This is a genomic window from Marmoricola sp. RAF53 (assembly GCF_052114005.1).
Classification (GTDB): domain Bacteria; phylum Actinomycetota; class Actinomycetes; order Propionibacteriales; family Nocardioidaceae; genus Marmoricola.
The window spans coordinates 22,347-41,624 of sequence record NZ_JBFRDX010000030.1 but is presented as its reverse complement, the minus strand read 5'-3'; the positions used below and the strand labels follow the sequence as shown (position 1 = coordinate 41,624).

Here is a 19,278-nt window from a genome sequence, read left to right as displayed (position 1 = left end):
CTACCGTGCTGGATGTTCAGGAGTGGATTGACCGCGTACGTCAGCAAGTGCGCGAAGACAACGCTGAATTGGAACGCACCGGCAAGGACGAGAAGTTCTACACCTTCACGCTGAACGAGATGAATCACCTGATGCTACTCTTGGCACCGAAGGCAAGCGCAGTACAGGAAGGCTGGAAGCTGGTGCCGGTGACGATCACCGAGGCCATGCATATCGCAGCGGTGAAGGCAATCCTCCGCAGCACCGGCAACGACGATTGCCCGCCGAGCGTATGGAATGCCATGCTCACAGCCGCTCCATCTGCGCCACAGGCAGAGGATGTGTTGGTCGATCTGCATCGCCTTTTCGCTTCAGCACCGGCGCAGGAAAGCTGCAACGGCCGCCCCACCTTCGAAGCACTCTATCGCAAGCTTACCCGCATGCCTGAAGGTGAATGCCTGAATTGGCGTGCGGCGCAGGTGATGACCGCGTTTGAGTGGTGGCAGCGGGGTATGCGCTGCGCGGCCGAGGTCGCAGCGTGAATCGCCTATTCATCATCCAGCGGGGTCGTCATTGGCGCGGCAAGGTGCTGGATCGTTCCGATAAAGCGGTCAGTGTCATGGTCGCACACCAAGTAGACCGGCTCAATCGACACTCCGGAAAGCTTGAGCCTGTGCTCAATTGCGACGCGCGCCGCGTCGTCGCATTTGACGACGTCTTCCATACCTTCTGGCCAGACACCATCGCGGAACTGAAGAAAATATTTTTGCTCGGATGCTTCGGCCGGCTCACCAGTCCAGACAGTTACATGGGCAACGGAACCAAGCACTGTCACATCGAGCAGGCCACTGCCCACAGGGCGAGCGAAAAAGTTGATACGCATGTTGTCTCCTTGTTGGCGTCCAATCGTACCACCACTCAACAGTAGAGACACAGCAAGACAAGTTTGTAGGAGAATGAATTATGAAGATGTTTCTTGACTCGGACGAAGTGCGGGAGCTCACTGATCGAATTCAGCGGGCCGCGCAAGCGAAGGTGCTGAGATCCATGGGGATCGAGCATCGCGCGCGCCCGGATGGCAGCCTGGCTGTGCTCCGCGCGCACGTGGAACAGGTGCTGGGTGTGGGCGCTACTACGTCCCGGAAGAAGCAATCGTCTGAACCGAATTGGGGTGCATTGGATGCCGCGCGCTCGTAAGCCAGAGAATCAAGGCCTGCCAGCCAGGTGGCGGCATGTGCATGGTGCGTACTATTATCAGGTACCGCCTGGGCAGGAATCTGCCTGGGACGACAAGAAGCTATTTCGCCTCGGCGCCACATTGCCAGCGGCATACGCCGAGTGGGCCGAACGCATCAAGGTGACCGACGACGCGCGGAATATTGGCCAGCTCTTAGACCGGTACACCCTCCAGGTCATCCCAACTAAGGCGGTCACAACACAAAACCACAACCGCACCGCAATGAAGCGGCTACGCGCAATCTTCGGAGCCATGGGCCTGAATGATATCAAGCCTCGCCACGTCTACCAGTATGTCGACAAGAGCAAGGCCAAGACGGCCGCGCACCGCGAAGTCGAAGTCCTGTCGCATGCGCTGACGAAAGCCGTCGAGTGGGGTTACATTGATCGCCACCCTTTCAAGGGCGAGGTGCGACTGAAATCAGAGAAAGCCCGGACACGCTACATCGAAGATTGGGAAATCGTGGAATGCCTGTCCCTGGAATCGAAGCGCAAGGCCGGCAGCGTGCTGGCGGTCCAGGCGTACATCCGCATCGCCCTGCTCACCGGCCTGCGCCGCGGCGACTTGCTGCGCCTGACCATGAGCGATCTGCAGGATGACGGCATCCATGTCACGCCGCGCAAGACCGCCAACACGACCGGCAAGAGCATCATCATCGACTGGACCGATGAACTGCGTTCGGCCGTGGCCAGCGCCAAGGCAGCCCGCCCCGTGAAACTGGCGAAATATCTTTTTTGTAATAGGGATGGCGAATGTTATTTCGATGAAGAGACTGGCCGCGCCGGCGGTTGGGAATCGATGTGGCGAGGATTCGCGCAGCGCGTAATCGCAGAAACCGAGGTCAGAGAGCGGTTCACGGAGCACGATATCAGGGCTAAGTGCGGCAGTGACGCCGAGAGCCTGGAGCATGCCCAGCAGCTGCTTTCTCACGCAAACAGCGCTATCACACAGCGCGTTTACCGGCGGAAGGCTGAGCGAGTCAAACCACTGAGGTAGTTAATAGGTTCGCTCTTTTCATTAAGCGCCTGGTGGCGGCAACGCGGGCAAATCCGGGACAGCCCCGTGATTATCTGGTCCGCGCGCCGCCGCGCCGATGTCAATCCCTGCGGACTTCAGTTGTATGGCCAGCAGTTCAGCTAAGTAGTTGTGGAGCGGGGTCAAATCCAACGCGCCGGCTTTGAGCGAATTGTCCACCGCTTTTAGTGCTTGCACGTATTCATCTCGGTAAAGCCTGATCAATTCGGGCAAGATAGTCTCGCCTGGAAGCCAGTCTCCGGCCTTTACACACAAAACAAAGTAACACGCGGCCCTAGCTGTCCTACCATTGCCATTGATGAACGGATGAATGTAGTTCAAGCGCCATAATGTGTATGCGGCTAGACCCACCGGATCACCACCCGTCCACTGGCTGTTGACCAGATTGACGAAGTCATCCATAAGTGCCTGAACTTGGTAATGCTGAGGCGGGAGGAAATCGTCCTCACTTCCATTCCCAACGCGCACCGGACATGGCCGGTATTCGCCGGGATTGGTATGCAGGCATGTGATCGCTTGGAAGTTGAGCGCTTTTATTATGTGTTGAGACAGAAACCGGCGTTCAGCGCCGATTACTATGGAAACGATCGAGCGCAGAAAATCGTACTGACGCGCGCCATTAGATACTTCGAGCGCTTGGTACAGTGGATCATTCTCCGTCCCAGTCAGCTCGAAAAGGATCATTTCCCAGTACGTCCCTCGTGTTGATCCAATACGACTTGAATGCTTTCACGAGGCAGCTCACTGTTCTTGTCGAGTGACCCGTAGATGAACGAGATCTTTTGTTTCCGCAGCTCGTCTTCTGTAGGTTTGTGGTGGATTGCGCGCTGCATGGCTGCGAGTAAATTCGGGCTCGTTTTGATAAGTACGTTGTCCATCGCGATCTCCTAGCAAGGCATGCCTTGCATTCACATTCGTTAGCCTATCCGGCTTATCGGCGCCAAGCGCCAGGGCGAACAGCTCGCGTTAAGTTAACACGTGCTAACAATTTAATCAACAAGGATTCGTGTAGGAAACAAGAATCAATAGTACAAATGGGATCAATAGTACAAATGCAAAGGGCTACTTGAAAGTAGCCCTTATGTATCCTTGGCGGAGAGAGGGGGATTCGAACCCCCGATAGGCTATGAACCGGTACTCTTCTGAGACACAAAAGCCAAAGAAATCAAATGGTTATGTACATCTATGTGTACTATAGATCAGGCCACTGAAGCTCTGTAACCCGTTGATTTGATTGAGACAGGCAACTTTCAATAGTACATGTCATGAGACATATCGCCGTTCAATATCGACTTGGCTTCCGTATCTGTCGGCACTGCCGGTGCGCGGCCCTTGGCGCAACCCTTTACGGAAGATATACTGTGCATACATACAGTAAAACTACCATGAGCCAAACCTTCAAGCCATCCCTCACTCGCACCGAACTGAGTGAGATCAAAGCACGTCGCGACGCCGCTGACATTCCGCTGCTGTTGTGGGAAATCGCGAGGCTCCGCGCGGTCGCTTTACGTGCAGACCAGTTCTTGCGGGCTGTAGGGCCGCTTGGAGGTGGTCCCGGCATCATTGGCGACGCGATGCGGCGTGAATTGGATGAGTTGGCATGCATCAGGGAGTTTGATGCGATCAGGGTTGATATCGAGCGCCCTGGAGGCTAACCCGCACGCACTTCATTGCGGCCAAGCGTCATCTAAGGTTTTTGCGTCATTGGCGTGGCGATCAGCCTTTTCTGCCAGTCCTCGATATCTTGCTTGGCACTCGTTGAGTACGGTACTGAGGGTTGCGGTTGACTGACGGAGGGTTTCGATGGTGGCCGTGGGCACGCCGGTATTGATGGCGTTGAGGGTGTCGCGCAGGCTGAGAGAAGCAGCGCTAGAGCCAGCGGCCAGATTGCGGATAGTGATTTCACGTTCATCCCTTTTTGCGACAGCGTCGTCGCGTTGCTTGAGTAATTCGGTCTCGCGGATTCGGCTTGCCTCTTTTGCGGCAACTTCCTGCTCTTTCCACTCTTTGCGCACTTCCGCGCGGCCGATCTCGCGCTCATGTTCGAGAAATTCGTGGATACCCCAAACAACGCCGATTGCGAGTGCGCCGAAGACGATGATCTCGGCGACCAGCTTGTAACGTGACAACGTAGCCATGAACATCATGCAATCCCCCGCGAATAGACCACACCGCCAGGATTGAAGTTCGCCGTCAGCACCTCGCGGCGCGGCTTGTCTTCCGACAGGCCGATGTGCACCCAAGTGCCTTCATAGATCAGCTGGTCGAACAGGATATTGCTGGCCAGGATCATCTTGGCCAGCGCCTTCGGGGCCATGCCCGGCACATTGATGTCGGCGGCCAATCCCAGCAAGTGTGCGCTGTTCGCGGCGCCGCCCACAGCCTGGTTGACCGCTTTCGAGCGGAAGCCGCTGGAGACGGTGACCGGCGCCCCAACGAGTGCTCGCACCTCCTCAAGTACCACACACACGCGTTTCAGGTTGGCCAGCTCCTGTGGACCTGGGCGATTATCCAGGCGGCGGCGCGTCGCAATTTGCGAGGCGACCATCTCTTCGAGAGTGAAGTGTTCCGAGAGGTTCATAGCCCGCTCCGCACGTTTTTGACGACCGCGGCTGCATCCTCCGCCATTTCGCCGATATCCTTGCCGCGGCGCTTCTCAAGCCACAGCACAATGGCTCCCAGTACCCACCACGCTGGCAACCCTGCTAAAACCATGATCGGCGCGGAAACAAACAGCATGCCGAGAGCCTGATCGATGCCATACATCACGGCCATTTCCTTCGCGGACGTAAATAGCGTCGGCCACCAAGCATGCAACGCGATCACCAGCACCGGCCCGAGAATGGCCGATGTCAGGATCGTAGACAGGAAGCGCACGAATGCTTCGCGACGACTGTTCGGCCACATGAACAGGAACGTCAGCGCCACCGCCGCCGAGCCGGCCAAGACGGGTAGCCCAAAAATTTTGATCCCGGCTCCGACGCCGGCAGTTTCGATTGCCATATTTGCTTTCATGGTTTGGTGAATTGGACATTGACGAAAGTGGGACCGCACTGGACGAGCATGCGACTGGAAAGCATGGCGAATGCGTCCGCCGGGCTGAAGCGGAAGCCTTGACCAACTGCCACGCCGCACGCCTCTACGCCGCCTTCGGAGCAAAAGATCTTGCGCACCGCGCCACGAATCGGCGACCACACGAAATGTAGATTGCCAAACAGGTCATAGCCCCAGCCGACGCGATCTTCGAAATACTTGCGGGCGTCCGGCTCCATCCATTCAGGGAGATCAATAAAGTCCCAGTTGGTGTCCGTGGTGTAGTTGATTTGCTTGAACCTTACCCCACCGTCCATGTATGAGGCGGAGGCGGATAAACCATCGGAGAACTGAAGCTCCATGTGCGAATAAATGGAATTGGTCCACCACTGCACTACACGGTTATAGATGCCAGGGAGGCCTGCGTGCACCCCCTTGTAGAAGCAAGCGCGGAAGGCCATTACGGTCCCTTTGGCCTTTCTTCGTCTGCGATCGCTGCGTCTAGAATCTCCTGCGCGCGACCCATGGCGAGAATGCCTCCGTCCTCCAACGCTTGCACGCCAGCACGGGTATCCGTGCGGTTCAAGTCAATGTAACTGGCCGCCGCTGAATCCGCCAGGCTCGCACGGATCGCAGCGGACTGCTGGCGCGCTGGCAGAGAGGCTGATGGATCATCTAGAGCAGCCATCTCTATGGCTACTTTTTCAGCCTGGGTAAAGCGATTGCGAAACGCCAGCTTCGTGATATGGCGCGGCAGCGTCGAAGGATCGACGTAGCCTACCGGATAAATTATTTCATCGGTCATGAGTAATTCCCATAAGAGCGTAGTACGTTGGAGGAAACGTTCGCGAATTTGGTGGTGCTGATCGGGAAGAACAGTGCTGGCACGCCAGACCAGCTGTACCAGGTGCCGCCATAATTGACTGCCTTGTCCGATAATGAGTCGGAAAACACCGCAAGCGCTTGGGACGCCAAGGTGTACGCAGTCGAGATAGTTGTTCCTGTAATCGACAACTTGGAATAGGTTGCCGTTCCCGTTGAATATAGGTTCAGTCCAGTTGTGATATCGGTCAGAATTCCCTGCGGCGAGCCAGAGGAAAACACTGCGCCAAACGTCAGCGTCGTACCAGAGATGGACACCGCTATCAGCGATCCGCCAGTACCCAGCAAACCCAATACAGTGGTGCTGTTGACCAGTGCGCCGTAGAGCCAGTTCGATCCGCCAGCACCGATCGTCCCATGGCGATAGATGAAGGTGGAACGCTGATAGCGGGTCCAGAGAACACTGGTTTGCACTGATACAGTGCCGATCGTGACGGTTGTTCCTGACACCGTAATGCCGTACCAACTACCATCACTTGAGCTCGTGCTATTCGTGGCGCAGAAGATGTAACTCGCGCCAGCCGACACGGTAAACAAGCTTGCAAATGGGCTTGTGTTACCCTGAATTACGCTCGTTGCCGACACAGCCGCAGTGTTGAGCGTCAACGTGGTGCCGCTAATAGAAACTACTCGTGCAGTGAGCGAAGTAGGCGAAGTTCCAGCCGTGGCATACGCAATGATCGCAGCTGTTGGCGATATCGGCGCCAGCCGAACGCCGGCATTTGCTGCTGACTGCGCTGTGACTGCCGTACCGAGTGAAATAGTCGTGCCACTCACGGATAGAACAAACAGGTTGTTTGTCGCGGCACCGACCGATACCAGATATGTCGTTGCCGTAAGCTGTATTGGCGCGTCAGTCGGGTTCGCGCTAAGCGCTTGGCTTGCTCCCAGGGTGATGGTTGTTCCAGAGAGGCTTCCAGCTCGGGCGAACTGTCCGCCTGCCCCCACGTAAACGAACGACGTGGAAGAGACCGCATAAATCCAGCCCGATCCGCTAGTTGCGGCAAGCGTTACTGGAGCGCCCCACAATCCGGTCGTAGGATCGACCGCGATCGCATACATCCCTGGCGTGACAGACTCAAGCAGCACATAGACATGGCAGGTTGCCGACAGCGCAACAGACGCTATGACCGACAACGATCCAGAGCCGACCGCCGCCGATGTCCCGTTGAGAGGCGGCGTCATAGTCAGACTTCCCCACCACCCGTGAGGTGACCCGAACGCCAATGGTGCCGCTGTCTTGGTTGACCCGGCTGAGAATCCGAGATTAACCGTCCACCCATCCGAAGTGGTCGGGTTGTTGGTGAGCGTCGGGAGGTTGCTCGGCGTGGTCAACGAAAACTGCTTCGCCACCGAGAAATCTGGCATCGTTACCGACACATCGGCGCTGTAAATATAATGATTCTCCGCCAATGTACCTGTTGCAGTAATCAGCGTGGTACCAGGGACGGCTGGTGACCAATTAGTCGGATCGATAGCGGGATCGGTCGGACTGCTGCCTGCGGTGTTGCGACGATAGGTCCGAAGATTCAGCAAAGAGAGCGCCGCCCCATATTGGGCATAGTTCGTGGCAGCATTGAAAGGCAGCGCATTCGCGGTGGACGAGGCCGCGTTCGCTGCCGCCTGTGCCAATGCGACTTGTGCTGCTGCCGCCGTAACCGATGCCGCTGCGGCCGCCGCGCTTGCACTGGCAGCCCCTGCATCCGTGTTTGCGCCACCTGCCATCGCGTTCACCTGCCCGGCTAACACATTGAACTGGTCCTGTGCATTGCCTTCAGCGTCTACCCAGGCATCAGCCCGATCGGGGAAAGTAGCCGGATCGGTGCGCGATGGCTTGGTCAGGCCCGTAAAGGCGGTAACGGGGGTCAATGGGTAGGTCATCAAATCAGCCCTTGCACTTTAAGATTGAAGAAGGACCCCGCCGACGAATCGAGCACGTGATCGAAGTCATTTTTGAAGCCAAGTATGTTCATGGATGGGTACTTGTCGCCCTGGAACGACCAGGTGACAATCTGGCCAGTCAAATCGGCCATCTGCCGGTTCACATCGTCAAACGAGCCATTGAGGCGAGGCACAAAGACCTTTGCTTGCACCACCAGCGCTGGAACACGCGGCGTGATCTTGATGTTGCCGAACGTGTCCTGCTTGTAGGTGGAGAAGTCCAGATGCCGGACGCTCGGTTGCCATTGGACTTCGCCCATCTCGCGTGACAATCCGCACTGAACCGTCCCTACCGTCATCGTCCCGCCGCCGTGAAACGTCAGCGTCACCCTCGCGACACCAATCGGCGGAAGGTCGAACAAGGCCATGGAGTTCTGCATCAGGATCGGTTCGAACCAGTAGTCATACCAATCCACGACATTGGATGATGCGAGACTTACGGTGCGGCTATATACCGTAGTTGCTCCCTGCGACACGGCTACATCGATGCTGGTCACCCCATCGATATTTCCGATGAAGATGGAGTTGATGCGTCCCGGATCGAAAACAACGGATTTTGCGGATGGCCCAGTCGCAGTGCTCACACTGGAATTGACCGTATCGAACATCCGGTAGGGGTTCGTATAGGTCACCTCAGCCCAGTAAATTGTTCCTGTCGTAGCACCCGCAATAGTGCTCGGCGGATTCTGGTTCGTATTCGCGACCAGGCACTCATAAAGTTTGTGCACGCTCCCTGAAACATAGGCGCGCTGCCCTACCGCGTATGCAACGGCATTGCTCCACAGCGCGCCATCAAACGTCTCCACAAAATCCGACGAAACAAGTTTTGGAAATACAGCCTCCACGTTTGCGAAGGCTGGCCGGATAACGCGCAAAGTCATACTTGGGTTCCTTATCGCTCGGCAGGCAAGCCTTGCAGGTTGAACTGGTCGAGCGTATCGGCCGTGCTCTTCGTATGCGCGGCAATATTCATCATTCCGCTGGTCAGAGCTTGTTCCAACGAATCGAGGCGCTTCTCTACACCCTGCATCGTGTTCGACACTTCAGGACTAACCGCCCGCGACGGCGCACTGACAATCGCTCCTCCAATGGCGCCGTTGCGAGCGAAATCAAGCGCAGTGTTCTCCCAGAACGATGTGACGAAACTATCTGGATTCGCTGCTTTTGCTGGAGTTGTGCTCGTACTTGCGATCCCGGAGGCCGCACCGCCACCACCAACCGCTGACTGTGCTGAAACGGCGTTACTGATGGATGACGCAAAGGCCGTGAGTGCGTCGCGTACAGTGAGCACCGAAGTGTTCACGCCGTTAATCGCGTCAATCTGCGCCTGCGCTCGCTCCAGCTGGCTGTTCAGCGCATCCAGCTCCGCCGTCTGCTGTGTCTCGTACTCAGATTTCCATTGCTGCACCACCGCGAGCGAATGCTCTTCACCAGTGAGTTGACGGCCTGCAGAGTCTTGAATAGCCAGCAGATCATTGCGGGTTTGCGACGTCGCCTTGACCAGATCAAACTGACTGGCGAAGTCCTCCGGATTAACCTGCGTGGCACCCGCAATCGCCTGCCGGATAACATCGATATCGGGAAGGGAGGAGCCATGGGCGATGTCCGCAAGGCGCCGGCGGGCATCAGTCCCAACTTGTGTTTCTTGACCTGGCAGTGCAAAGGTCTGGATAGCATCCTTGGTGAGAGCAATAATGTCCTTGGTGCGCGATATCGACTGCCCCAATCCGTCTATAGCAGTGGACAACGATCCAACTATTCCGCTATAGCGGCTGGCGATCGCTGCTCGTTCTCGATCCACCGCACTACTGAGGGCGCTGAATGCATTCTGAGCCACCGATTTCGCAGCGCTGAACGCATCGGCCAACTGCTGGGCCAATTGCACAGCCTGCTGTGCCTGCTGCGCAGCCAAGTCGTCCGCAGATTTCTTGACCTGATCCAGGTAGTCCGCCACCTGCTTAAACTGCGGCGCAATAGCGAGTAGCCCCTCATAAGCCTTCTGGCCCGCTTCGGTCGCCAGTGCGCCGGAACTCGTCAGGTCCAGCACCGCGTCGCGGAACTGGTCCACCGTCGTCAGACTGGAGTAGCCCAGTGCCGCGAGCGCGTCCGTCACTTGCTTCTGTACGGGCGCAATCCGCTGAGCGTCGGTAAGGAAATTCTGAGCAAAGTACGCAGTCTGGTTGACCAGACTGTCAATCCCGCCCGCCAAAGCAATCAGCTTTTCGCGAGCGGATAGAGATGCGACACCGACGGCGCCGAAGGCCTTGTCCGCGTCCACACCAATCGCGGCCAGGGATGCGCCGACCGCCACAAAATCGCCAGTAACGCGCTGTAACGTTACGCTAGCTGCTTCTCCAGCCTGACTAAACTCTGACAGGTTTGGAACGAGCGCATTCGCCAACTCGTTGCCAATGCCAGCGAACATGTCTGCGATCAGCTTTTCATTTTCAGCCTGGTCCTGCGTCAGGGTCAGCTTGATCTGCTTGCTGTAGCCAGTGATGACGTCGGTGGACACACCCAAAGCTTCAGCGTAGGACTTGGTGGAATCCTTGATAGCCTTGAAGGCGGTATCGAAGGCCGTTTGCTGGTCCGCAGTCAGGCTAGAAACGTCGGTACCGGTCTTGTCCGAACGGAACCAGCCGCCCTTTTGAATCCAGTCTGCGAACTGCTGGCCGGTGAAAGTATCGCCGCTGAAGGTGCCAGTAACGCCGCTGGCGGTCGTCTCTTTCGGGCCGCGACCAAATGCACGGTTCACCAGGCCGCCAATAGCGCCGCCAACAATGCTCCCAAGGCCGGGCAGCAGGAACGTGCCGATTGCAGTACCGATGGCGGTTGCGGTAAGGCTGTTATTGCCAATCGCCGAATAGCGGCCGGAAATCAACTGACCGATACCGACGCCACCTGCAATGCCCAGCGCAGGGCCGAGATAGGGAGCGATTGCGGCGCCGGAGCTGAAGCCAGGCAGCAGAGCCGATCCTTGTGCGGCGATACCGCCTCCGCCGGACAGCCCCATACCAAAGCCTTGCAACGACTGAATGCCCAACGTAGAACCAATCGATGCGATGCCGCCGCCGATCGTAGTTCCCACGCCAGCAGTGATCAGGCTGTACAGGTTCTTCGCGCTGTTGGCGATACTAGCAATCGAGCCGATCTGGCCAAGCGCACTGCCGCCATCGGCTCCAGGGATGACGTTGGCTGCATTTGCGGTACTGCCGAAGACGCCAGCGGGAACGCCCAGGCTCGTGCCGATATTAATGATCCACTTCTTGACCGTCATCTGATACAGCCAGTCGAAGAAAATGCTCTTGAAGCTGTCGCGCAGCCGCTGGGCGACCGACTTGCCGCCTTCGCCGATTGATAGGAACGCCTGGCGTGCAGCGTCATCAACAGAGGTCCAGAACGTTTTTTGGCGATCGAAATCTTCCTGCTTCAGCAGGCCATCGCGTTGGGCCTTTGCAAGCTCCCGGATGCGAGAGGCCGTCAGGCGAAGCTTATCTGCCTCCTGTTCGCGACCAGCGGTGGTGTCCAGAATTGCCGCTTGCACGTCCTCGCGGCGCGCAGCCTCCTCCGCCAAAGCAACGTTCAGATCGGCTATTTGCTGGCTCGACATGCCAATCTGAGCATTCGAGTCCTGCTGACCACGAATCTGCTTAAGTAGGCTTTCGTTGTAATCGTCCCGCTTAGCAATCAGATCGGCGTAGTTATTTGCCGCCTGGCGTGTTTCCTTCACTTCCAGGGCAAATAGCTCGTTCTCATACTGTAGGCGGCGGCTCAGTGATTTCTCGTCCAAAGCTGCAATTTGCCCGCGAAGTGCAGCCTGGTCCTTCTGACTGTTCTGCTTGCCTGCCGTTAGTTTCAGCTCTTCTTGCAGGCGAGCTTTCTCCCTGGCGAAAGCGGCTTGATCCAATTCCTCCGTGGCTTGGATGTATTCGCGCTCATTCGTGATGCCAGCGGTCTTATAGGTATTGAGAGCATCCAGCGAGCGCTTTGCCACCTCGTCCTCAACAGCACCTCGGCGCTTGATCGCTTCAATCTGGCTATTAATGCCATCATTGAAGATGTCGGAATATTTTTGGCGAGCCTTGTTTTGTTCTGTGAGAATTTCTGCTTTTTCTTTACCCGCAGCTATCCCTTTGTTCTCGATGGCCTCAAGTTCCCTCTCCATCAGGGTTCGCCGAGTTAGATTACCCTCGACAACCTTGTCCCATTCCGTCTTGGCCTGTTGCGACTTCACTTCGTTGGCCTCGATCATCGCCAGGATCTGTTGCGACGCAATGCGCTTGGAAAGGTCAGATGCATCCGTGCGTAGATCGTCCAACCCCTGCGAGGCTGACAGGTTCGAAGCGCTGGAATCAAAGCCTGTACCGCCACCAAATAGCGACTTTTGCGTCGCCTTAGGCGTGCGCGCAGCAATACGCGCTTGCACCTTGTCCAGCTTTTCCTGCATCGTGTCTTCGCGACCGACATCCAGCATGGCATCCCATGCGGACTTCGCCCAGTCTTTAACCCCGGCCCAGGATTTTTCTAACGTCCCTAGGCTCGCTTTGATCCTGTCGGCGCGGCTGGCAAGCGCGTCTGCATAGGCTTTCTGAGCCACTTCTCCAGCTTCATCCTGCTTGCCGAGGTCCTGAAGGGTCTTGATCTGCTTATACGTGGACTCCGTCAAGTAATTCAGTTGCTCGTTGAGTTTTTCTGTAGCGCGAAGGGGCGAATTATTCAGCTCCGCGAAGTCCTTTGCGGTGTCCTGTACGCTCTGGCCGATTGATTTTTGCACCTTGACGGCTACGGTGGCGAAGTTTTGAAGATTATCGGAGCCGACCTTTCCGGTGCCAGCCAGAGCCGCCAGTGCTTCAGCCGCAGCGCCGCGCGTGGACACACCCGATGCGCGAATCTGTCGGGACATCTCCGACAACTGATCTGCGGTAGATCCCGCCGCGTTTCCGGTCAAAATCAGCGCTTTGGCATAAGCATCCGCCTCTTTGCTACCCTCGTGATATGCGACCGCCAGAGCAGCAGCTGCCGCTGCAGCGAGCGTGAACGGATTGATTAGTCCGACAACGTAGCCGCCGAGAGCGCGCGCGGCCGCACCGGCGGAGCCGAACATATCGCGCAGCTGGCCGCCCTGCTGGAGAATGACGGTAAGCGGGTTCTGACCGCCTTGCAAGGATGTGATGATGTCGGTGAACTGCGCCGGCACGCCGCGTAATGCTGCTGCAGTCTGGGCTGCAGATACACCAACGCTACGCGTCTGGGATTCGATCGCGCGCAGCTGATTCAGGTACGGCGTCAGGGCCGCAGGATCAACGCCGCGTTGGCGAGCGAGCGTTTCATAGTATTCGGCACTGGTCCGGCTGCCGGCCTGCATTGCGGCCGTCGTGCGCTGAATCGAGCCAATCAGGTTGCGCTGAGCGGCTTCCACCTTCTCCGCAGACTGGTCAGCGCCACTGCCGATAGAGCTGACCGCGCGCTGTGCACGTTCACCCGCCGAAGAAACGGCGTTGGCCATGGTGCTGGCTTGCTGGCCGATTTCCTGAAAGCCTTCGCGCGTGCGCGTCGTATCAAGTTCAGCAACGAGTTGGACGCGCCGTTCTTCGTTCATGCCTACTCCCTTTGTTCCTGCATCGCTTCAAGTGCGGCGAATTCCATGGCACATACATCCGCCTCCCACTGTTCGTACTCAGTAAGAGGAAGATCCATGCGATCTAACTTGTGATAGAGGACGTTGTAGTCGAGCCCCAGTAACCCACTCGATCCGGCTCGCCATTGGGTCTGAAGCTGGCAAAACAGGTGAAAGACTGGCCAGTTTTCTGGCCACACCTCGAACCCGCTTGCGTCGGCCTGGGCGGCGGCCATGGCCGCGAGGAATGGGTTAGCTTCCTTCGGCTTGGCCGGTTCGTAGAACGTCGCCGCCGCCTGCTTTAGTTTCCCAAACGGCCTTCGGTCATCGCCTCGCGGTATGCCGCGATAATGGTGGTGGCTGCGAGCGGCAGTTCATCGACCAGCTGCTCCACGGCTTCGAGGTCAAACGGGATGTCGAGATTCCACTCTTCTACGCAGCCCATGATGAAGTCAGCTTGGCGTTGCGCCTTCTTGGCGTTGATTTCGGTTTCCGACACGCCCAGGTCGATCGACTGCACGGCGTCGTCCGCCTTGTCCTTCGCCTTTTCGCGTGCGGCCGCAATGGCCGCTTCGCTTTCCTGTTTGATGACGTCGATCATGCTGTCAACGAAGGTACCAAACTCGGTGCGGGTCCGGTATTTATACGTGACCTTAATGCTGCCCGTGGTGCCGTCGAGCATTGGGAATGTCAGCTCTTTGGAGATTGCTTTGGGTGGTTTGCCAAGGATGACTTTTGCCATGATGTGTTCCTTTCGCGGGAGGATATAAATGCCCGTGCCAGCCGCCGCGCCCGCGAAGGCGACAGCAGCCGGCCGGTGCTCTGGTAGTGGCTTGCGCCGGTTTAGTAGGAGATCGTGCGGCCCAGGAAGGAGAAGGCCGCGTCAACGGTGTTGACCTGGTTGTTATTCAGCTTCGGTTGCTCGGAAACGCTCATATAGCCGTAGCCATACTGAACGGCGCCGCCGGAGATGATCTGTTTGAATGCAACCGTGGACAGTGTGCGACTGATGCCGACCATCGACTTGTAGTTGGCGTTCTGAGCATCGTGTGCCAGCGACAGCGTGAGACTGGTCGCATTGAATCCGGTTGGGATCTTGATAGCGTTGCGCTTGGCGAGCGGCGCCACGTCGGTGAAGCGTGGGTCACCGCCAGATCCACCAATAGTCAGCACCTGCGGGATCGTCGTCCAGCCGGTGATTTTCTGGGCGCTACCCGTGCCACTCCCCGACGGGAAGAAGCTGGTGTTGGAAGCATCCAGGCCGTTGATGCTGAACGAGTTTGCGTCAATGACGGTCACCGTCCATACCGTGTTGGTTGCATCTTCCCAGCCGGACGTCAGCAGAATCTCGTCGCCGGTTGTGTAACCGTGCGCGTTGCTGGTCGCCACGGCTGGATTTGCATTGGTCAGCGCGGTGATGGTTTTTGCCGAAGCAAAGGTATTGGAGAACTGCTGTTGACTGCCCTCCGCGAAGTAGTACGCCATGGGTGGCCCTTTCTATGGACGAAAAAAAAGCCGCACATGGCGGCTGGTGACGCCCTGTTACGGGCAGAAAGATTGGTTCGCTCGGCGAACCGGGTAAATCAGGTGCTCTTGTCGCACCAAATCGTGAAGTCTTGCCTGCTGCAATAGATCGGGATATTGCTATCGAAGTCCGAAGCTGGTGCTGCGCGCGGCTTGGCCGTGAATTCGGAGGCCAGGATCAGAGCAGATTCAATTTGCTGAATTGTCGCCTTCGCTTCCGCGCAAGTGTTCGACCAGACATTGATCTGGATTTCGGCGTTCTCAACATTAGGGACCGCGCGTCCAAGCAGGACGATAACGTCGCCGCCGATCTGCTGGTACGTCACATACGGTCGCGCAGTTCCGGCGTCAGCAAAGTTGGGGAAAGTGCGCGGGCAGATCCCCTTAAGAATTGCCGTGAGCTTAGCTTCGAGTGCCACGATTGATGATCTCCAAGAGCTTCGCCTCCGCTACCGCCATGGCAGCGGGGAATTTCGATTGAGCCGCGCGCAAAAATGATCTGGCTGGTACCTGCCTGGGCGTCGCGAGCGGGACGTAGTACGCGTCCTTGACTTCTTGCGATGCTCTTCGCGATGGTTTCCGTTGACCTCGCATCGATCGCCGAATGGCTGTATGCCACCTTCCGTCTTTGCCGATGTAGGCCTTGTATCGCTGGATGTACCCGAATTCGATCAAATAACCGTGGGGTGCCTTACGAGGATTCCAGCTGACGTGATATGTCGCATGGCCAGGACCACTGTTGGCTTGGGAGAACGCCTGATAAATAGCATTATCCAAGTTGCCTGTCTTGCGGCCGATAGACTGGACGTTGCGCTTTACCTCGTCGTATAAGACTTGGGCGACAGCCTGAGCTACCGGGCGGGCTGCCGCTATTGATGCATCGCCCATTTCATCCAGCATGCTACGAAGGCCGCCAAGATCAACCTTGAGGAAGCTCACTCGATCACCTCGCACGCTAAATCCAGAAAGACCCTGCCCTGCTCCTCAGGAAGCACCGCGTTGATCTGGTACGTCGTTGCTCCGTGCACTACACGCATCGCAGCGGACAAGCCCGTCCGGTACCGGATGCGGATCGAGGCCCGTACCACGGATGTGTCGGCGCCACCCTTGACCGTCTCCAGACCGTTCAAGTTCCGGATATCAGCCCATGGACTGGCGATGGTGTTCCAGCTTTCCAGCGGCTGCCCAAAATCGTCTGTACTGGCGGAGCGCTCCTGGATCTGCACTTTATGGCGCAACTGCATCGGCAAGTTCATGCGTACACCACATATCTGTCCAAAAGACGGTCGATGTAACAGCCTTGTATCGTTACCTGCTCCGCGCGAATCGCAGGGTCATACTGCTCGCGCAACTTGGCAATCAGGTACAACTTGATCCCGGCCGGAACCGCCGTATCATCGGCGCCATACCCGCAGGTGTAGTCCACGGATACAGTGTTGATTTCGGCATACGTAGCAGGCCAAGCCTTGCCGCGCGCAGGCACGACATAACCCGGTTCGCTGGAAGCGTCCAGCACATAGTCAGCTGGATCGAGCGTCTGCATGGTGCCCGAAGTAGGCATAAACCGAAGCTGCGTGACAGTAGCGATGGGGGGATGAGGAAGCTCGATCGCATCAGGGAAGCTGTCGAGGGTGACACGCCAGGCCTGGTTAATGAATGCCCGTCCCGTATAGTGCTCGGCATGCGCGACGATACCCGCCACCCATGCCGCAACCATTGGATCTTGATCATCCGTGTCGATCTTCAGAGCGTCCTTCGCGTCAGCGAGGCTCAGGGCCAGCGCTGCAGGAGGTGTGATCAGCCGTACCGTCATCGTTGATTCCTTTGTGTTGCGGCTTGCCGTCCGCCACCTGATGCCTCTGGTCGGCTGGTGGCCTCGTCGCGGCCAGGCGAATAGCCAGCACCTGCTGGCGCGCGGGCGTATTGCGAACTTTGCGTAATCGTCGGAGCGTAGCCGGTCAACATCAGCACAGCAGCGCCGGGCGAAACATACTGCGCCGCAGTTTGCGTGATCGATGGTGCGAAGCCGGACAGGGTCAGGCTGGCCGCGCCGGGCGAAATCGTCTTCGGTTGGGCAAAGGTGGGGGCGTACCCAGCAATCGATAACGTCGCTGTGCCAGGTGTAATCGTGACACCGCCGCTTTGCGTGATGCTCGGCGCGAAGCCAACAATATTCAACGCAGCCGCGCCCGGTGCAACGATTTGATTACTTGTCTGTCCGAACGACGGTGCATAACCCGTAAGGGTTAGGCCTGCCGGCGCGGGAGTCACTACCCTGTTATCCGTTTGAGTAAGACTTGGCGCGTAGCCCGTCAAGGCCAGCACAGCGACACCAGGTGAGATATTTGTGTTCGTGCCAGCCGCGGACAGTTGCAAGCGCATGGACTGAAGACGGAATAGCTGCCAAGGATTGTCGGCGAGCGACTGCATTTCCGTGTCGGACAGCGTGCGATTCCAGCCAAGAACAAGGTTAAGTCCGCCAGTTCCCCACGAGGAGCCGCCCGACCCTTTGTGTCCTCCGAGACGGAAGCTGCCCGACGGCACCCTCTGAGTACCGGCCGCCGTATTGGCGGTCTTCGTCCCGCCCTGATAAACAGCGATACTGTTACCAGCTACCGCTGCCCCGATCACAAAACCACTCGCCAGCTTTGTCGCAGACATCGCTGGTGCAGTAGCGAAATACGGGTTGGAGCTTGTATCGAACGTAATCAGTTCGGCCTTGCCGGCATTGACACGGAACTGGAAACAGCGTGGCGAGCCTGTATCGACGTCATCATCGACCGCGTTCTGAATTGCCGATGTGCTGGTGCAATTACCTACTACAAGCAGCGAATAATTGTTGCCGACAATCCCGGTGGCGCCAGTGTCGTAAAGATAGTTGGTGGCTTGGCTGGCAACACCCTGACTATTAACGACCTGACTGCTGCCCGATGCATACGGAAAGGTAACCTGTTTGCCACCGATAACACCAAGGGCCGATAGGTTCTGTCCGTTGAGCGCAACAAGACACAGCCCTTGCGCAATGGGATTTCCCCAATCGACCTGCAATGCACCTTGCGGCTGGCGCCAGGCCCGCCGCTTCAACAGAAGATCTGTCACGATCAGGTGTAATAAATTTCGCGATACTGCGCTGTGACGGTGGCGCCCAATGCGGTGCCAGCGTCATTGAACAGAACGACGCCCCATTTGGGCGGCACGCAACCAAACGGGCCAGAAAGCTCGAGCTCGCCACGAATAGTACGCGAATTGGCACCCTGATTAAGTTGAATCGTGCCGAGTTGGACGAGATTCGAAGGCGAACCCAACGCTGTGAGCGCCTTGTCGGTGCCGTCCACATCGTCAGCCGTGCCCGAAGCACCACTGAAATTTGTTCCGTCAGTCGATTTATAGCCGTACACCACGACCTGCTTGTTCCCCGAAGGCGCGGTGGCGGTGGTCAGAATCGACACCTCAAGCATGATGCCGACGACATTTTTCGTTGTGTCGGTCGAAACCGCAGCTGACGATCGGCTAGCGCCCACGCCGAGGGAACCGGCAGTCATGGTCAGCGCGGTTGCTGCTCCGTATTGAATTGCCATTATTGTCCCTCCTGAACATCAGGGATGGTTACAAACGGAAGACCAAGCATTTCGGCGCGGCTGGCCGCCTGCGTCGCACGCGCCATCAGGTCGTCGTGCTGGGCCGGCGTAATAAGGCTCGCGGTTACCCAGCCTGCAAACATCTCCTGCATTTCCGGCAGTTCGACGTGAATCATGTCGCCGGCCATGAACGCGTCTCGGATTACCAAACACGACGCGCGGCAGGGGTGATTGGGGCTGTTCGAAGCGTCCACGATTGCCGCATACGGGCCGGTAGCAGCCCAAGCCTTTGCGGTAGTCGTGCGAAGCGCTTTCACCATGCTTTGCGTCTGCGCATTCAGCAGATCAGCAACGGTACCGGGCGAGGCAGGCAACCACTGCGCATACCCGATGCCATTGGGATCGGTGTGCAGCTCAGTGCGAAGGGTGTTCAGCTGTTCCGGGCTCATTCG

The 19,278-nt window shown here is 57.4% G+C and carries 25 protein-coding genes; 4 read left to right on the top strand and 21 right to left on the bottom strand.

The genetic code is table 11. From position 1 onward, the window contains the following. Positions 1–521: hypothetical protein (locus AB4Y76_RS19455; RefSeq protein WP_441928328.1), on the top strand; the 521-nt coding region annotated here is incomplete at its 5' end. Between the two features lie 5 nt (positions 522–526). Here AB4Y76_RS19455 and AB4Y76_RS19450 read toward each other — a convergent pair. Continuing rightward, positions 527–862, bottom strand: coding sequence for a hypothetical protein (locus AB4Y76_RS19450; RefSeq protein ID WP_441928326.1), 336 nt, complete (start codon positions 860–862; stop codon positions 527–529). An 80-nt stretch (positions 863–942) separates the two neighbouring features. On the opposite strand from AB4Y76_RS19450, the gene AB4Y76_RS19445 reads away from it, so the two are divergent. Together AB4Y76_RS19445 and AB4Y76_RS19440 are read left to right on the top strand one after the other, a co-directional pair. Continuing rightward, the gene (locus tag AB4Y76_RS19445) at positions 943–1,176 is read left to right on the top strand and encodes a DUF4224 domain-containing protein (protein WP_441928324.1); all 234 of its coding nucleotides are present in this window, start codon (positions 943–945) and stop codon (positions 1,174–1,176) included. A gap of 37 nt (positions 1,177–1,213) precedes the next feature. Further along, positions 1,214–2,212, top strand: a complete 999-nt coding sequence (locus tag AB4Y76_RS19440) for a tyrosine-type recombinase/integrase (protein ID WP_441928322.1) — start codon at positions 1,214–1,216, stop codon at positions 2,210–2,212. Between the two features lie 21 nt (positions 2,213–2,233). Here the strand turns inward: AB4Y76_RS19440 and AB4Y76_RS19435 are convergent, their stop codons facing one another. Together AB4Y76_RS19435 and AB4Y76_RS19430 are read right to left on the bottom strand one after the other, a co-directional pair. Then, positions 2,234–2,935 carry a Fic family protein gene (locus AB4Y76_RS19435; protein WP_441928320.1) on the bottom strand — a complete coding sequence of 234 codons (702 nt, stop codon included), beginning with the start codon at positions 2,933–2,935 and terminating at the stop codon, positions 2,234–2,236. Further along, a complete protein-coding gene (locus AB4Y76_RS19430) occupies positions 2,932–3,129 on the bottom strand; it encodes a hypothetical protein (RefSeq protein ID WP_441928318.1) in 198 nt (65 codons plus the stop codon). Before AB4Y76_RS19430 ends, AB4Y76_RS19435 begins: the two co-directional genes overlap by 4 nt. 507 nt (positions 3,130–3,636) lie before the next feature. Here AB4Y76_RS19430 and AB4Y76_RS19425 point away from each other — a divergent pair. After that, positions 3,637–3,906, top strand: coding sequence for a hypothetical protein (locus AB4Y76_RS19425; RefSeq protein WP_441928316.1), 270 nt, complete (start codon positions 3,637–3,639; stop codon positions 3,904–3,906). A gap of 12 nt (positions 3,907–3,918) precedes the next feature. Here AB4Y76_RS19425 and AB4Y76_RS19420 read toward each other — a convergent pair whose 3' ends face one another. The 18 genes from AB4Y76_RS19420 to AB4Y76_RS19335 all read right to left on the bottom strand — a co-directional run bounded on the left by AB4Y76_RS19420 (position 3,919) and on the right by AB4Y76_RS19335 (position 19,275). Continuing rightward, entirely contained in the window at positions 3,919–4,398 is a 480-nt protein-coding gene (locus AB4Y76_RS19420) for a hypothetical protein (RefSeq protein ID WP_441928315.1), read from the bottom strand. Beyond that, positions 4,395–4,832, bottom strand: coding sequence for a D-Ala-D-Ala carboxypeptidase family metallohydrolase (locus tag AB4Y76_RS19415; protein ID WP_441928313.1), 438 nt, complete (start codon positions 4,830–4,832; stop codon positions 4,395–4,397). Before AB4Y76_RS19415 ends, AB4Y76_RS19420 begins: the two co-directional genes overlap by 4 nt. After that, complete coding sequence (locus tag AB4Y76_RS19410) at positions 4,829–5,254, bottom strand: hypothetical protein (protein WP_441928312.1); 426 nt, start codon at positions 5,252–5,254, stop codon at positions 4,829–4,831. The genes AB4Y76_RS19415 and AB4Y76_RS19410 overlap by 4 nt, the downstream gene beginning before the upstream one ends. Before the next feature lie 8 nt (positions 5,255–5,262). Next, the gene (locus AB4Y76_RS19405) at positions 5,263–5,745 is read right to left on the bottom strand and encodes a hypothetical protein (RefSeq protein WP_441928311.1); all 483 of its coding nucleotides are present in this window, start codon (positions 5,743–5,745) and stop codon (positions 5,263–5,265) included. Then, positions 5,745–6,089, bottom strand: coding sequence for a hypothetical protein (locus AB4Y76_RS19400; protein WP_441928310.1), 345 nt, complete (start codon positions 6,087–6,089; stop codon positions 5,745–5,747). Before AB4Y76_RS19400 ends, AB4Y76_RS19405 begins: the two co-directional genes overlap by 1 nt. Continuing rightward, positions 6,086–8,047: a hypothetical protein gene (locus AB4Y76_RS19395; RefSeq protein WP_441928308.1), complete on the bottom strand. Its 1,962-nt coding sequence runs from the start codon at positions 8,045–8,047 to the stop codon at positions 6,086–6,088. The genes AB4Y76_RS19400 and AB4Y76_RS19395 overlap by 4 nt, the downstream gene beginning before the upstream one ends. Beyond that, positions 8,047–8,988 (bottom strand): hypothetical protein, encoded by a 942-nt coding sequence (locus tag AB4Y76_RS19390; protein WP_441928307.1) that lies wholly within the window; start codon positions 8,986–8,988, stop codon positions 8,047–8,049. The genes AB4Y76_RS19395 and AB4Y76_RS19390 overlap by 1 nt, the downstream gene beginning before the upstream one ends. An 11-nt stretch (positions 8,989–8,999) precedes the next feature. Then, the gene (locus tag AB4Y76_RS19385; protein ID WP_441928305.1) at positions 9,000–13,706 is read right to left on the bottom strand and encodes a phage tail length tape measure family protein; all 4,707 of its coding nucleotides are present in this window, start codon (positions 13,704–13,706) and stop codon (positions 9,000–9,002) included. 2 nt (positions 13,707–13,708) lie between these two features. Next, positions 13,709–13,960 carry a DUF1799 domain-containing protein gene (locus AB4Y76_RS19380; RefSeq protein WP_441928303.1) on the bottom strand — a complete coding sequence of 84 codons (252 nt, stop codon included), beginning with the start codon at positions 13,958–13,960 and terminating at the stop codon, positions 13,709–13,711. Between the two features lie 65 nt (positions 13,961–14,025). Continuing rightward, complete coding sequence (locus AB4Y76_RS19375) at positions 14,026–14,466, bottom strand: phage tail assembly chaperone (RefSeq protein ID WP_441928302.1); 441 nt, start codon at positions 14,464–14,466, stop codon at positions 14,026–14,028. Between the two features lie 101 nt (positions 14,467–14,567). Next, the gene (locus AB4Y76_RS19370; protein ID WP_441928300.1) at positions 14,568–15,209 is read right to left on the bottom strand and encodes a phage tail tube protein; all 642 of its coding nucleotides are present in this window, start codon (positions 15,207–15,209) and stop codon (positions 14,568–14,570) included. A gap of 98 nt (positions 15,210–15,307) precedes the next feature. Next, positions 15,308–15,667: a tail completion protein gp17 gene (gene gp17, locus AB4Y76_RS19365; RefSeq protein WP_441928299.1), complete on the bottom strand. Its 360-nt coding sequence runs from the start codon at positions 15,665–15,667 to the stop codon at positions 15,308–15,310. Further along, on the bottom strand, positions 15,651–16,187 hold the full coding sequence (locus tag AB4Y76_RS19360) for an HK97 gp10 family phage protein (RefSeq protein ID WP_441928297.1): 537 nt from the start codon (positions 16,185–16,187) through the stop codon (positions 15,651–15,653). Before AB4Y76_RS19360 ends, gp17 begins: the two co-directional genes overlap by 17 nt. Next, positions 16,184–16,504, bottom strand: a complete 321-nt coding sequence (locus AB4Y76_RS19355; protein ID WP_441928295.1) for a phage head closure protein — start codon at positions 16,502–16,504, stop codon at positions 16,184–16,186. Before AB4Y76_RS19355 ends, AB4Y76_RS19360 begins: the two co-directional genes overlap by 4 nt. Continuing rightward, a complete protein-coding gene (locus AB4Y76_RS19350; RefSeq protein WP_441928294.1) occupies positions 16,501–17,061 on the bottom strand; it encodes a head-tail connector protein in 561 nt (186 codons plus the stop codon). Before AB4Y76_RS19350 ends, AB4Y76_RS19355 begins: the two co-directional genes overlap by 4 nt. Then, positions 17,058–18,347 (bottom strand): hypothetical protein, encoded by a 1,290-nt coding sequence (locus AB4Y76_RS19345; protein ID WP_441928292.1) that lies wholly within the window; start codon positions 18,345–18,347, stop codon positions 17,058–17,060. The genes AB4Y76_RS19350 and AB4Y76_RS19345 overlap by 4 nt, the downstream gene beginning before the upstream one ends. A gap of 2 nt (positions 18,348–18,349) precedes the next feature. After that, positions 18,350–18,826 carry a hypothetical protein gene (locus AB4Y76_RS19340; RefSeq protein WP_441928290.1) on the bottom strand — a complete coding sequence of 159 codons (477 nt, stop codon included), beginning with the start codon at positions 18,824–18,826 and terminating at the stop codon, positions 18,350–18,352. Further along, the gene (locus AB4Y76_RS19335) at positions 18,826–19,275 is read right to left on the bottom strand and encodes a hypothetical protein (RefSeq protein ID WP_441928288.1); all 450 of its coding nucleotides are present in this window, start codon (positions 19,273–19,275) and stop codon (positions 18,826–18,828) included. The genes AB4Y76_RS19340 and AB4Y76_RS19335 overlap by 1 nt, the downstream gene beginning before the upstream one ends. Positions 19,276–19,278 lie beyond the last annotated feature (3 nt).

Coding starts and splice junctions, on each gene's coding strand:
- AB4Y76_RS19450 (WP_441928326.1), bottom strand. CDS start 862: ATGCGTATCAACTTTTTCGCTCGCCCTGTGGGCAGTGGCCTGCTCGAT.
- AB4Y76_RS19445 (WP_441928324.1), top strand. CDS start 943: ATGAAGATGTTTCTTGACTCGGACGAAGTGCGGGAGCTCACTGATCGA.
- AB4Y76_RS19435 (WP_441928320.1), bottom strand. CDS start 2,935: ATGATCCTTTTCGAGCTGACTGGGACGGAGAATGATCCACTGTACCAA.
- AB4Y76_RS19430 (WP_441928318.1), bottom strand. CDS start 3,129: ATGGACAACGTACTTATCAAAACGAGCCCGAATTTACTCGCAGCCATG.
- AB4Y76_RS19425 (WP_441928316.1), top strand. CDS start 3,637: ATGAGCCAAACCTTCAAGCCATCCCTCACTCGCACCGAACTGAGTGAG.
- AB4Y76_RS19420 (WP_441928315.1), bottom strand. CDS start 4,398: ATGATGTTCATGGCTACGTTGTCACGTTACAAGCTGGTCGCCGAGATC.
- AB4Y76_RS19415 (WP_441928313.1), bottom strand. CDS start 4,832: ATGAACCTCTCGGAACACTTCACTCTCGAAGAGATGGTCGCCTCGCAA.
- AB4Y76_RS19410 (WP_441928312.1), bottom strand. CDS start 5,254: ATGGCAATCGAAACTGCCGGCGTCGGAGCCGGGATCAAAATTTTTGGG.
- AB4Y76_RS19405 (WP_441928311.1), bottom strand. CDS start 5,745: ATGGCCTTCCGCGCTTGCTTCTACAAGGGGGTGCACGCAGGCCTCCCT.
- AB4Y76_RS19400 (WP_441928310.1), bottom strand. CDS start 6,089: ATGACCGATGAAATAATTTATCCGGTAGGCTACGTCGATCCTTCGACG.
- AB4Y76_RS19395 (WP_441928308.1), bottom strand. CDS start 8,047: ATGACCTACCCATTGACCCCCGTTACCGCCTTTACGGGCCTGACCAAG.
- AB4Y76_RS19390 (WP_441928307.1), bottom strand. CDS start 8,988: ATGACTTTGCGCGTTATCCGGCCAGCCTTCGCAAACGTGGAGGCTGTA.
- AB4Y76_RS19385 (WP_441928305.1), bottom strand. CDS start 13,706: ATGAACGAAGAACGGCGCGTCCAACTCGTTGCTGAACTTGATACGACG.
- AB4Y76_RS19380 (WP_441928303.1), bottom strand. CDS start 13,960: ATGGCCGCCGCCCAGGCCGACGCAAGCGGGTTCGAGGTGTGGCCAGAA.
- AB4Y76_RS19375 (WP_441928302.1), bottom strand. CDS start 14,466: ATGGCAAAAGTCATCCTTGGCAAACCACCCAAAGCAATCTCCAAAGAG.
- AB4Y76_RS19370 (WP_441928300.1), bottom strand. CDS start 15,209: ATGGCGTACTACTTCGCGGAGGGCAGTCAACAGCAGTTCTCCAATACC.
- AB4Y76_RS19355 (WP_441928295.1), bottom strand. CDS start 16,504: ATGAACTTGCCGATGCAGTTGCGCCATAAAGTGCAGATCCAGGAGCGC.
- AB4Y76_RS19350 (WP_441928294.1), bottom strand. CDS start 17,061: ATGACGGTACGGCTGATCACACCTCCTGCAGCGCTGGCCCTGAGCCTC.
- AB4Y76_RS19340 (WP_441928290.1), bottom strand. CDS start 18,826: ATGGCAATTCAATACGGAGCAGCAACCGCGCTGACCATGACTGCCGGT.
- AB4Y76_RS19335 (WP_441928288.1), bottom strand. CDS start 19,275: ATGAGCCCGGAACAGCTGAACACCCTTCGCACTGAGCTGCACACCGAT.